At 67.8% G+C, this 12,274-nt stretch carries 12 protein-coding genes; 2 read left to right on the forward strand and 10 right to left on the reverse strand.

Annotated elements, in window-relative coordinates; genetic code table 11:
• Window positions 1–4: 4 nt before the first annotated feature.
• On the reverse strand, window positions 5–1,894 hold the full coding sequence (locus ACORJG_RS14145; RefSeq protein ID WP_427789964.1) for a M20/M25/M40 family metallo-hydrolase: 1,890 nt from the start codon (window positions 1,892–1,894) through the stop codon (window positions 5–7).
• 116 nt (window positions 1,895–2,010) lie between these two features.
• A complete protein-coding gene (locus ACORJG_RS14150; RefSeq protein WP_427789966.1) occupies window positions 2,011–4,254 on the reverse strand; it encodes a TonB-dependent receptor in 2,244 nt (747 codons plus the stop codon).
• 278 nt (window positions 4,255–4,532) lie between these two features.
• On the opposite strand from ACORJG_RS14150, the gene ACORJG_RS14155 reads away from it, so the two are divergent.
• Window positions 4,533–5,930, forward strand: coding sequence for a metallophosphoesterase (locus ACORJG_RS14155; RefSeq protein ID WP_427789968.1), 1,398 nt, complete (start codon window positions 4,533–4,535; stop codon window positions 5,928–5,930).
• Between the two features lie 4 nt (window positions 5,931–5,934).
• Here ACORJG_RS14155 and ACORJG_RS14160 read toward each other — a convergent pair whose 3' ends face one another.
• The 3 genes from ACORJG_RS14160 to chpT all read right to left on the reverse strand — a co-directional run bounded on the left by ACORJG_RS14160 (window position 5,935) and on the right by chpT (window position 7,906).
• Window positions 5,935–6,750 (reverse strand): CheR family methyltransferase, encoded by an 816-nt coding sequence (locus ACORJG_RS14160; RefSeq protein WP_427789970.1) that lies wholly within the window; start codon window positions 6,748–6,750, stop codon window positions 5,935–5,937.
• The gene (locus ACORJG_RS14165; protein WP_427789972.1) at window positions 6,747–7,130 is read right to left on the reverse strand and encodes a response regulator; all 384 of its coding nucleotides are present in this window, start codon (window positions 7,128–7,130) and stop codon (window positions 6,747–6,749) included. Before ACORJG_RS14165 ends, ACORJG_RS14160 begins: the two co-directional genes overlap by 4 nt.
• A gap of 62 nt (window positions 7,131–7,192) precedes the next feature.
• Entirely contained in the window at window positions 7,193–7,906 is a 714-nt protein-coding gene (chpT, locus tag ACORJG_RS14170) for a histidine phosphotransferase ChpT (RefSeq protein WP_427789974.1), read from the reverse strand.
• 98 nt (window positions 7,907–8,004) lie between these two features.
• Here chpT and cysQ point away from each other — a divergent pair, with 98 nt between their 5' ends.
• Window positions 8,005–8,814: a 3'(2'),5'-bisphosphate nucleotidase CysQ gene (gene cysQ, locus ACORJG_RS14175; RefSeq protein ID WP_427789975.1), complete on the forward strand. Its 810-nt coding sequence runs from the start codon at window positions 8,005–8,007 to the stop codon at window positions 8,812–8,814.
• A 6-nt stretch (window positions 8,815–8,820) separates the two neighbouring features.
• Here the strand turns inward: cysQ and ACORJG_RS14180 are convergent, their stop codons facing one another.
• The 5 genes from ACORJG_RS14180 to map all read right to left on the reverse strand — a co-directional run bounded on the left by ACORJG_RS14180 (window position 8,821) and on the right by map (window position 12,158).
• Window positions 8,821–9,720 carry an oxidoreductase gene (locus ACORJG_RS14180; RefSeq protein ID WP_427789977.1) on the reverse strand — a complete coding sequence of 300 codons (900 nt, stop codon included), beginning with the start codon at window positions 9,718–9,720 and terminating at the stop codon, window positions 8,821–8,823.
• A gap of 3 nt (window positions 9,721–9,723) precedes the next feature.
• The gene (locus tag ACORJG_RS14185) at window positions 9,724–9,966 is read right to left on the reverse strand and encodes a BolA/IbaG family iron-sulfur metabolism protein (RefSeq protein ID WP_427789979.1); all 243 of its coding nucleotides are present in this window, start codon (window positions 9,964–9,966) and stop codon (window positions 9,724–9,726) included.
• Window positions 9,967–10,060: 94 nt separating this feature from the next.
• Window positions 10,061–10,582 (reverse strand): GNAT family N-acetyltransferase, encoded by a 522-nt coding sequence (locus ACORJG_RS14190; RefSeq protein WP_427789981.1) that lies wholly within the window; start codon window positions 10,580–10,582, stop codon window positions 10,061–10,063.
• A complete protein-coding gene (radC, locus tag ACORJG_RS14195) occupies window positions 10,579–11,310 on the reverse strand; it encodes a RadC family protein (RefSeq protein WP_427789982.1) in 732 nt (243 codons plus the stop codon). The genes ACORJG_RS14190 and radC overlap by 4 nt, the downstream gene beginning before the upstream one ends.
• A 26-nt stretch (window positions 11,311–11,336) precedes the next feature.
• Window positions 11,337–12,158, reverse strand: coding sequence for a type I methionyl aminopeptidase (gene map, locus ACORJG_RS14200; RefSeq protein ID WP_427789984.1), 822 nt, complete (start codon window positions 12,156–12,158; stop codon window positions 11,337–11,339).
• Window positions 12,159–12,274 lie beyond the last annotated feature (116 nt).

Here is a 12,274-nt window from a genome sequence, read left to right on the forward strand (position 1 = left end):
CGCTTTACTGGGACACAGCCTTGGCCGCTGGCGGCGACGGCGCCAGCGCCTGTGACGACAGATTCATCCCCGCGCCGGCGATCAGGCAGACTGCGGCCGCCAGAACGACGATGCGCGTCGACTTGCCCTCAGGCGCCAGCGGACGGACGAACAGCAGGGTCAGAAGCGCCAGCAGCGCCATGACGCCCGGCAGGTCGATGCCGACGCCCAGGAAGACGAAGTGGGCGATCCCCATCAGCCATGCGCCGCCCACAATGGTCGCCGCCGCCGCAGGAGCCAGCGCCGCAGGCCGCGTCAGGGTTGGGTCGATCAGAGCCGCCAGCGCCGCCGCCCCTGCCGCCAGCAACGCCGGCCAGACGAACAGCAGCGCCGCCTCGGGCGTCTTCATCTGCAGCACCAGACCGACGATCAGCGCCAGAGCGATCAGCCCCAGCCAGCCGCCCCAGATCGAACGCTCGACCCGGCCGGGAACCAGAGACAGAACCGCCGCGACCGCGCCCATGCCCAGCATCACCGGACTGAACCCGCCGCCGATCAGGACAATGGCGGTCAAGGCCACGGCCAGTCCCGCCGTCGCCAGCGGACGCGTGCGGCGCATCCCCGCCAGCAGCAGAAGCGCCAGACCGGCGATGGCCAGGCTCATGCCGACCTCCATCCACGGCAGTCGGCGCATCAGGGTGTAATAGACTTCCTTCGATTCAATCCGGCTCGACATCGGCCCGGCCAGCAGGCGCGTCGCCTGCAACAGGATGACACCGCCGGTCAGGAACCAGACACCGTCCAGCGCACCCATTCCGACCTGTCGGAACGACAGCCGGACGCCCTGACGCGCGCGCCATGCGGCGAACCCGGCCAGGGCTGCGGTCAGCGCCAGCAGGGCCCAGCCCATGCCTTGCGAATGAGCGATCACCCAGCGGCCGAAGACGTCGGAATAGACGAGGTTCTGCCCCTTCTGCGGCAGGGCAGGCGCGCGCAGCAGATCATCCGCGGCCTCAAGCGCCTGCGAACCCAGATGCTGGATCGCGCCCCGGTCGAGGTTTTCAGGCGTCGCATGCGCCGCATGATACTGATCAGCACGGCCGATAAAGGCGATGTTCAAACCGCCGATGCCGCGATCCTTGGGCACGGTGAAGTCGGTGCCGTTGGGCATCCGCTCATACATAAAGGCGGCCAGAGAGGTGGCGGTGGTCCCGCCATCCGCCCGCGCGGCCGAACGGGTGAACAGGCGCACCATCGGACCGGATTCGCGTCCCGTTTCGAACATGGCCGCACGGCCCCCGCCGCCGCGCGCCTCAAGGTTCACCACCGAGCCGATGCGATCGCGCAAGGGGTGGCCGCCGAAGAAGATGCGCGCCCCTTCCAGTCCCATCTCCTCGGCGTCGGTCAGCAGGACGACCAGATCGCGCTCGGCCGGGCCGCGCGCCTTGATGGCCCGCACCGCTTCCAGGATGGAGGCGACGCCGGCGGTGTCGTCCGCCGCGCCGGGCGAGCCGACCACGGTGTCATAGTGGGCCATCAGCATCACGGCGGGCTGGCTGCGGTCCTTGCCGGGCAGGACGCCGATCACATTGATCGCCTCATTGTTCGCCGCAACCGGGTCGCCGCCCTTGCTTATCAGACGCTTGATGGCGGCGGGCGACAGGGCGCCGGTCTGTTCGCTGACCTCCAGCCCCAGCTGGTTCAGGCGCGCGTTCAGATAGGCGCGAACGCGGGTATGTTCGGCCGAGCCGACCGGGTGCGGCGCGCGGGCGATCTGCTCGATGTCGACCATGGCGCGCGTGGCGGAAAACGCCGTCTGCGGCGCATCGGCCGGGCGCGGCGTCGGCGCCTGGGTGGTCCACACCGCCAGCAGCAACGCCAGCGTCAACGATCCGAACAGCAGGGCCAGCCGCATGAAATATCCTCCCCCGAAACCCGCGCGCAGTAGTGACGCCTGGAGGGCGGATGGCAAGAGGGCGGCGACAGGTTCCCCCATCGCCGCCCTCCTTTTTCTCAGCCGTTCGTCCGGCTTTAGAAGCGCTTGGACAGTTCCACGCCGTACATGCGCGGCTCGTTGACGAAAGCCGTCAGGTTGTTGAAGTCGATGGCGCCCAGGATGTTGGCCTCGTCCGTCAGGTTACGGACAAAGGCGGCCGCCTCAATGCCGCGGTTCAGGTCGCGCCAGCCTGCGCGCAGGCCGCCTTCGAACTGCGTACCCTGCTTGAACTCCACAGCCTCATAGAGGAACAGGTTGAAGTTCTTGCGCATCACCCAGTCCGTCGAGGCGAACAGTTCCTGATCGTCGCCGATCGGGCGGACGTAGGACAGGGTCAGGTTGGCCGTGTATTCCGGCGCCTGCGGGAAGGGGTTGCCGTTGATGTTGGCGCGGTCGGCGCCGCCGACCTTCACCATCGGATCGGTGATGGTGCACAGGTGGTTGCCGCAGATGGCGACGAGCAGGTCCTTGTCCTTGATCTCGGTGTGGTTCCACGCCACGCCGCCGGCCAGCGAGAAGCCCGCGCCCAGATAGACGTCGCCATCGACTTCCAGACCGTAGCCCTGGCCCTTGTCGGCGTTGATCAGGCGGTTGGAGTTGTCGATGCCGCCGATGGCCGTGAACTGCATGTCCTTGACGTCATACAGATAGGCGGTGGCGTTCAGGCGGGCGCGGCCGTCCCACATGCGGGCCTTGAAACCGGCTTCATAGGACATGACCGTTTCCGAATCCGCCGTGGTCAGGACCGGCAGGTTGCGGCCCTGGATCGACGGACCGCGATAGCCGCTGGCCACACGGGCGAACAGGTTCAGGCTGTCGTTGACCTCGTACAGGGCGCTGACGTCCCAGCTGACCTGCTCGTCGCCGACCGAGACTTCGCCCTTTGCGTTGACGGGCGTGCCGACCAGGATGCGGCCCAGATAGTCGCGGCTGTCGTCGGTGTAGCGCACGCCGCCGGTCACCTTCAGGGCGTCCGTGACCTGATAGTTGGCCTGACCGAAGATCGACCAGGAGTCCGACTTCTGCACGATGTCCGTGACCTTGACCGGGAACAGGCCGCCGACGCCGTCGAAGGTGCCCGACACCAGGTTGATGCGCTCGTCCCAGTAGAAGGCGCCGACCTGCCAGCCCAGACGGCCTTCGCCGTTCGAGGTCAGGCGCAGCTCATAGGTGTTCTGCTTCAGGTCGCTGGACAGGGTGCCGGACTCGACGTTGAATGGCGTCTTGAAGTGCGAACCGGCGGGAGCCGAGGCGACGCCGCCGTCGATGTCGCCATCGCCCTGGCTCGAACCCTGGTACGAGCCGATGACGCCCGTCAGGGTCGCCGGACCGAAGTCATAGGCCAGTTGCAGCGACTGCGAGGTGGTCTTCTGCTTCTGGAAGTTGTTGCGGCCGCCATCATACCAGACCGTGTCGCGGTCGAAGTTGTCGTTCAGCTTGTTCGAACCCTTGGTCAGGACGTTGGCGCGGTTCATCGTACCCGTGCCGTCATAGTCGCGCGCCTGCAGGGTCATCAGGGCCGAGAAGCGGTCCGTCGGGGTCCAGGCGACGTGAACGCGGCCCGCCACGTCGTCGAACTGGCCCATGTCCTTGCCGTCCTTCTTGGCGAAGGGGGCGTCCCAGGCGTTGTTGATCCAGTTGTCGCGATGGTTCCACAGGGCGGCGACGCGCACCGACAGGGTGTCCGTCGCAGGCAGGGTCACAGCCGCCTCGGCGCGGGTCGAGCCGTAGTTGCCGTAGGAGATGGAGCCGAAGCCGGTGAACTCGTCACCCGGCTTGGTCGTCTCGATCTTGATGACGCCCGCCGGGGTGTTGCGGCCGAACAAGGTGCCCTGCGGACCGCGCAGCACTTCCAGCTGCTGCACGTCGAACAGGGGGAAGCCCTTCAGATAGACGCTTTCCAGGACGATCTCGTCCATGACCATCGACACCGGCTGCGAGGCGGTGAAGTCGAAGTCCACATTGCCCAGGCCGCGGATGTAGAAGCGCGGGGCGTAGCGGCCGTTGGAGCTTTCGACCTGCAGGCTGGGCACGCGGCCCGACAGCTGCAGGATGTCGCCGCCGCCGGCGTTCACGGCGTTCAGCGTCTCGGCGTTCATGGCGGTGACCGCGAACGGCACGTCGCGGATGTTCTCGCTGCGGCGCTGGGCGGTGACGACGATGTCGCCGACCGCGGCGGCCTGATCAGCCTGGGCATCGGCCGACTGGGCCAGAACCGGCGTTGCGATCAGAAGGGCCAGACCGCTGGCGGAGGCGGCGAGGGCGGCGAGACGGGTCATCGGGATATCCTAATGGACGGGGAGAATTTGGCCGCTGCCCTAGGCCCGATGCCGCGCCTGCGCCAGCGCTGAAACGCCCGGTTTCATGAACCTTTCGCGACATGGCCACACCCTGTCGAAAACCGGCGCAGATGACGGATATGAGACGAGCCTCAAGTTGTGCGTCGCAGCATTCCGTGGCATTCAGACCGGCTGCGTCGTCTTCCGCAGGTCCCGCGCGCCGGTTCCGCGCTCTGGCGACATCCTGCCCGGACACGCCGGGCGCCGGAGACTTTCAGATGCGTTTCGCCTCGCCATCGCGCCGTCGTTTCATGGGCGCCGCCCTCGCCCTGCCCCTGATCGGCGCCGCCCCTTCGGCCCTGGCCCAGACGCGCCGCACCAGACATCAGCCCGCCGTCATCGGCCGCATCCTGGCCATGTCGGACCTGCATTCCGCCTATGAGCGCAGCGCCCAGCTGCTTGCCGCCCTGCGCGCCGAGGTCCGCAGCCACAAGGCGCCGCACCTGATCGTCATCGACGGCGACATCTTCGAGCATGGCAATGTCGTCTCGGTGCGCTCGCAAGGGGCCATCGACTGGGCCTTTCTGCGCGCCCTGCCCGACATCGCGCCCACGGTCGTCAATCTGGGCAATCACGACAACGACCTGATCCCGGACCTGCATACTGTGGTCGACCGTCTGCAGGACATGGGCGTCATCGTCCTCAGCAACATCGTCGACGCCCGCAGCGGCCGCCCCTACGCCCCGAGCTCGACCAGGCTGACCTTCGCCGGGCGGCAGATGCACATCGTCGGCTTCGGCACCAATGCGCTGAACACCTATCCGAAGGACACGCGCGACTGGCTGTCCATCCCCGATCCGACCGAATGGGCGAACGCCGAACTGCCCCGCCTGCTGGACGGCGCCGAGCTGTCGCTGGTGCTCAGCCACGCCGGCGTGGCGGGAGATCGGGGAATGCTGTCCGCCCTTCCCGACGGCGCCCTGATGATCGGCGGGCACAACCACCTGCTGTTCCAGGAGCCGCTGGGCCGCGGCCTCTACGCCCACACCGGATCGTGGAGCAACGCCTATACGGCCGCCGACTATCTCAGCGACGGCAGCGTACGGGCCCAGTCGCGCACGGTCGCTCTGGACGGTCCCGCCGATCCTGCGCTGGCCGCCCTGATCCGCAGCACGCTGGACCAGCATCTGACCGAACAGGAGCGCGCCATCATGGGGACCAGCCCCGCCGCCCTGTCGCTGGGCGACACCGGCCGCGCGGTCGCCGCCGCCTTCGCCCGTTTCGCCGGGGCGCATGCGGGCTTCATCGGCCACACGACGCTGGGCACAGGTCTGGCGGCGGGTCCGGTCAGCCGCTACGCCTTCGATTCCGTGGTGCGTTTCGACGGCAAGCTGATGGCCGCCGAGGTTCCGGCCGCGCGTCTGGCCGAACTGACCGCCCTGGCCAATCAGGACCGGGTCATGCCCTTCGCCCGCCGCACCGGCGACTTCGTCTATGGCGCGGTCGGGGGCGCGGTCGAGGGCGCAGAGGGCCGCGAGACGATCCGCATCGTCACCACCGACTGGTGCGCCCTGAACCAGAACGAGTATTTCGGCGTCGACGACCTGAGCTTCGCCGAAGTCGCCAGCCCCGGCGTCAAGGCCGTCGCCGCACAGGGCCTGCTGGCCGCCGCCTGAGACGTCAGGCTGCGCGCCTCGCCGCCGCCCCGCTCTTGACGTAGAGGCCCCGTCGCCGCGCCACGGGGCGGAAGGCCACGCTGTCGCCCTCGGGCTGTTCGCCCTGCCCCAGGAACAGGCAGCCGTCATCGACCATGCGCCGCTCCAGCCCGTCCAGAACCCGGGCGCGGCGTTCCGACGCCATGTCGTTCAGGACGTTACGACAGAAAATGACGTCGAAGCGGCCCTCGTCCGTCGGTTCATCCAGCAGATTGGCGCGGCCGAAACGGATGGCGGCGCGCAGTTCCGGGCGAGCCCGCCACTGATCGTCGACCTGTTCGAACCAGCGCAGCATGGTCCGCGCCGACAGGCCGCGCTGGATCTCGAACGAAGTATAGAGCCCCGACATGGCCTTTTCGATCGCCTGCCGCGACAGGTCCGTGGCTTCGATCTCGACGCAGGCGCCCGCCTCCAGCCCGGCGATGGCGAGGGAATAGGCTTCCTGTCCCGTCGAGACGCCCGCGCACCAGATACGCACCCGACCGCCCGGCCGCGCCGCCGTCAGCGCGGGCAGCAGTTCACGTTCCATCACGTCGAAACTCGTCCGGTCGCGACGGAACCAGGTCTCGCCGTTCAGCAGGGATTCGATCACGGCCCAGCCCAGCGAAGCCACCGGGCGGCTCCACAGGCTGCCCAGCATCGCCTCGACGTTATGATAGCCCTCGCGCCGCGCCACCGGCCCCAGCCGGTGTTCAGCCAGCTGCATCCGGTCCCGGGTCAGCCGATAGCCGGCGCGGGACGCCAGCAGGGACTGAAGGCGATCGAAATCCTCCGGCGTCATGACAGCGACTGCACCACCCCAACTTCAGCGAGCTTGGCCTGCAGGATCTCGCCATCGAAGGGCTTCATAACATATTCGTCCGCGCCTGCGGACAGGGCCTCGGCAATTCGGTCCGCGCGGGTCTCGACCGAGCAGAACACCACCTTGGGCACCTCGCCGCCCGGCAGTTCGCGCAGGCGGCGCAGGAAGGTCAGGCCGTCCATCACCGGCATCTGCCAGTCCAGCAGCACCACCTGCGGCAGGAGCGCCTGGCACTGGTCCAGCGCCTCGGCCCCATCGCCCGCCTCCGTCACCTCAAAGGACAGGTCCTCAAGGATGCGGCGCGCGACCTTACGGATGATCCGGCTGTCATCCACGATCAGGCAGGTTCTGGGCTCCATAGCGCCGTTTCCCGTTTGACGTGAAATACATCTGATATTCTCGCGATAGTCATTCATGCGGGTTAACGGAGGGTTGGCTCCACGTCGCCCGACCCCGCATCCGCGTCAGGCAGGCTGGCCATCAGGGCCACCCGGCCGTCTTCAACCGCCAAGTTCAGACGACCGCCCGCCTCATGCGCCGTCAGCCACAGCCAGTAGGGCTGAATCCATTGCCCGGCGAGCCCTTCGGTCAACCGCTCGCCCTTCAGACCCACGACCGCTTCGGCCTTGAGCCGCGCGCGCGCCCCCTCGGCGGACCCCACCAGCAGCATCTGCCCGCCCTCGCGCCGGATGGTGACTACCGCCGTCCCGCCCATCGGCAGGGCCGAGACCGTCAGATAGGCCAGATTGATCAGGGCGCGCGCCTGTATCTTCGAGAACACCTGATCGCCCACGCGCCAGTCCAGCGTGGCGCGGCCGCCCTCGGTCAGTCCCGTGACCAGACCGTGCAGTTCAGCGCCCGAAAACTGTTCGCTGCTGGTCGCCGCGCCGAACGCCACGCGGGCGAAATGCACCAGGGCCACCATCTTGGCCGCGCTCTGGCGGATCAGGCCCAGAGCGTCGTCGCGCATATCCTGCGCGCTGGGATCATCCAGCAGGTCCAGCCCCGACACCACCGCCCCGGCCGGGCTGATGAAGTCGTGGCACAGCTTGGCGGCGATGAAGGCGGCCAGCTCGGCGCCATCGACCGGAAGATCGGCGGCGGATAGGGCGATTGGGTCGTCGGAAACGGTCATGATGCCAAGGCGGGGCGCGCAGGATTTCGAAAGGTTAAGGCCAAGGTGGCCTGATTTGCCGGTTCGTTAAACCGGCCGCATGGTCTATCCAGCGGCTCATGACCGTCTCTGCCTGCGCCGATCCTCAATCCGACCTCGAATCCGATCTTGCTTCCGGCCGTCTGGCCGACATCATCGCCGACATCGCCGAAGAGGCCGCGCACCTGATCCTGCCCTGGTGGCGCAGTGGAACAACGGTCGAGACCAAGGCCGATTCCAGCCCCGTGACCGAGGCCGACCGCGCCGCCGAGGCCCTGATCCTGAACCGACTGGCGGAGCACTGGCCGAACGTCGAGGCCGTCGCCGAAGAAGCCGTGTCCGTTGACGGCGCGCCTGCCTCCGTTGGCGAATGGTTCTGGCTGATCGACCCGCTGGACGGCACCAAGGGCTTTGTTCAGGGCCGCGAAAGCTATTCGGTCAACATCGCCCTGATCCGCGGAGAGACGCCCGTGGCGGGCGTGGTGACGTCCCCGGCCATGGCCGTCAGCTGGCGCGCCGCCGCCCCCGGTCAGGGCGCCCAGCGCCGGGCCTTCGGCGAGCCTTGGCGGCCGATCCGCGTGCGCGAACGCCCCGCCGACGCCGTCGCCCTGGTCAGCCACAGCATCAGCGAGGACGAGGCCGCCCGACTGGCCGCCCGCAACGGCTGCACCCGCTGGCAGGGCATGGATTCCTCGCTGAAGTTCTGCCTGATCGCCGAGGGCCGCTTCGACGCCTATCCGCGCACCGGCCCGACCTGCGAATGGGACACCGCCGCCGGTCAGGCCGTGCTGGAAGCAGCAGGCGGCCGGGTTCTGGACGCCGAAGGCCGCCCGCTGGCCTATCGCAAGCCCGGCTTCCTGAACGGTCCCTTTTCCGCCATCGGCGCCTGAAGCAGATCAGGCCGGGGAATCCACCCGCGCCATTTCGATCTGGGCCGACAGACCGGCCGGAAGGTCGCGCTCGGGCACGGCCGCCAGTTCTTCCAGATGCGCCCGATCGCGCGGCCGGATCAGCACGCTGGCCACCGCCGGATCGGCCAGGGCGTAGGCCAGACAGATCGCCTCGCCCGTCCAGCCCGGCGTGCGGTGCAGGAAGGCGAAGGAGCCGCGCGGCTCTTCTCCCGCATTCCCCCGTCCGCCGCCCCAGCCGACAGCGCCGAACAGCCCCCGCTTCTTCCCGGCGCCCGCCTCTGCGGCGCGGCGCTCGGTCGACAGGCTGTCGGGGAAATAATCATAGGCGAACAGGTTCATCTCCCGGTCGCGCGCCGCCTTCATGCGTGAGCGCACCTGCCACGGCACATTGGCGTGGAAGGGGGTGAACAGGACGTCGAACGCCCCGGTCGAGACATAGAGATCGGTCACCGCCTCGGCGCCCGACACCCCCAGCATCCGCACATGTTCGGCCTTGCGCATGGCCTTCAGCGCCGTCAGCGAGGTCTGGGGCAGTTCATCCTCGGCCGGATTATCCAGCACCCCCAGATCGAACCAGCCCAGACCCGAGGCGTGCAGCCCCTGTTCGATCGAACGCCCCAGCCCGGTCGCCGAGAAATCCCGGTCCTCGCCCAGCGCCAGACTGACCCACAGCAGTCGCCGCTCGACATGCGCCAGCGCCTCGCCCGCCGCCTGCAGCAGCATCGGGTCCGGCCGCTCGAAATGATAGACATTCACGCCCGCTTCCAGACCAGCGAACACCAGGTCGCGGACATGGGCCGGACCGCGCGCCGCCGCCTCGGCCCCCAGGCTGAGCGTCAGGCTGGAAACCGCGCCCCCCGAGGCGCCGAAGGGGCGATAGCGCATGGATCAGACCGCCTCGACCGGCGCGGACGTCTCCAGCGCCAGAGCATGAAGTTCGCCGCCCATCTTGCCCTTCAGCGCGGCATAGACGGTCTGGTGCTGGCGCACGCGGTTCATGCCGCGAAAAACCTCGGACACGATGCGGGCGCGATAGTGGTCGCCGTCGCCCGCCAGATCCTCGATGGCGATGTCCGCATCAGGGAAGGCCTCCACCAGATGGGCGCGAAGGTCGTCGACGGACATGGGCATGAAGAAAGGCTCCGAAAGGCGGCGGACCGGCGAACCGGCCCTGAAGATTGTAAAGCTTACCCGGCGAAGGCTCCCGTGTCAGCCATCGCCGCCGTCATCCACCGCCTTTGGGTCGCTCGAACAGTTCGACGACCGAGCCCTTGTAGTCGGCGCGCGCATAGGGGCGATAGCCGACCCGCTCGGCCAGTCGGATCGACGGCGTGTTCTCGGACGAAATCATGCAGACCGTGCGCGGCTCGTGTCGTTGCGCGTCGGTCCAGCCCAGCGCCGCCGCAAGCGCCTCGCGCGCCATGCCGGTTCCCTGAAAGGCGGGCGCCACGCCCCAGCCCAGTTCCGGCGCATCGAACGGCGGCTCGATGTCGCGGCGGTAATCCAACACCCCGACGCTGCCGACATAGGCGCCGGTCGCCGTCTCGCGGATGGACCAGTTGCCGTAGCCCCGCGCCTGCCAGTGCCCCAGATCGCGCAGAAGGCGGAACCACACCTCCTCCTCCGACAGGCCGCGCCCCATGATGTGGCGGGTGAAGTCCGCGTCGGCCCACAGGGCGATCAGATCGCCCAGATCGCCCTCGCTCACAGGCGTCAGCGTCAAACGCTCAGTCGAAAGAACAGTCACATCAGTCCCAGTTGCTTGAAGCTGGCCACGCCCTCGCGGCCGACGATCAGATGGTCGTGAACGGTCAGGCTGAGGGCGCGCGACGCCTCGATCACCTGTTTGGTCATGTCGATGTCCGCCCGGCTGGGCGTCGGATCGCCCGAGGGGTGGTTGTGCACGATGATCATGGCGCTGGCCGACAGCTCCAGCGCCCGGCGCACCACCTCGCGCGGATAGACCGGGGCGTGATCGACCGTGCCCCGGTTCTGGATCTCGTCCAGGATCAACTGGTTCTTCTTGTCGAGATAGAGGACGCGGAACTGCTCGCGCGGCTCATGCTGCAAGGACAGGCGCACATAGGCCAGCAGCGCCGTCCATGACGAGATGACGGTGCGCCGGTTCGCCTCCTCCTTGGCCACACGGCGCGAGACTTCATGCAGGGCGGCGATGTCCAGCGCCGTTTCAGGCCCCAACCCCTTGGCGCGACCGCGCGAATCCTCGGCCCGAACCGTCATCAGGTCCTCGACCGAGGCCGCCAGCACCGCCGCCAGCGACCCGAACCGCGCCAGCAGGGCCTTGGCCACCGGCTTGACGTCGCCCTGCGGCTGGCTGCGGAACAGGAACAGCTCCAGCAACTCATAGTCCGGCAGATGGTGGATGCCCGCCGCGCGCGCGCGTTCACGCAGCCGCTCGCGATGACCGGCATGGTGCGGCTTGGCCTTCGGTCTTTCCGGCGGTTGATCCAGCATCAGCCTCCCCCAAGGGGGAGACTAGCTCAGAATTTCGGGCGGAACAGGCCCTTGGGCGAGGCCGTGAAGATTTCCAGCCCGTCCTCGGTCACGCCGATCGAGTGTTCGCACTGCGACGACAGCGACTTGTCGCGCGTCACGGCGGTCCAGCCGTCCGACAGCACCTTCACCGCGGGCTTGCCCAGGTTCACCATCGGCTCGACCGTGAAGAACATCCCCGGCTTCAGCACCGCGCCCTCGCCGCGACGGCCGTAGTGCAGGACGTTGGGGCTGTCGTGGAACACCCGGCCGATGCCGTGGCCGCAGAAGTCGCGCACCACGCTCATGCGCTGGGCCTCGACGAACTTCTGGATGGCGAAGCCGATGTCGCCGAAGGTGTTCCCCGGCTTGATCTGGGCCAGACCCAGGTCCAGCGATTCATAGGTGACGTCGATCAACCGCTTGGCACGCGCGTTGATCTCGCCGACCGGATACATCCGGCTGCTATCGCCGTGCCAGCCGTCGACGATGACCGTATGGTCGATATTGACGATGTCGCCTTCCTTCAGGACCTTGTCGCCGGGAATGCCGTGGCAGACGACGTGGTTGATCGAGGTGCAGACCGTTTTGGTATAGCCCTTGTAGCCCAGACAGGCGGGCGTGCCGCCGTTGTCCAGGGTGAACTCGCGCACCAGATCGTCCAGCTCGCCCGTAGTGACGCCCGGCTTCACATGCTCGCCGATCATATCCAGCGCCTCGGCGACCAGACGGCCCGCCTTGCGCATGCCCTCGAACCCTTCCGCGTCATAGATGCGGATTTCGTGGCTGCGGACAAAGACGTCGGTTTCCAGGTCGGGGGTCTCGTACATGCTCGGCTTTCGGGGAGGCGCGCTCGGCAAGGATGCGGAACGGGCGAAGAAACGACTTTCAGGACTTCAGATGGTCAGACTAGCACAAAACCTCAAGTCCGTCAGGGTTCGCCGCT

It is taken from the genome of Brevundimonas diminuta (genome assembly GCF_050310045.1).
Classification (GTDB): domain Bacteria; phylum Pseudomonadota; class Alphaproteobacteria; order Caulobacterales; family Caulobacteraceae; genus Brevundimonas; species Brevundimonas diminuta_F.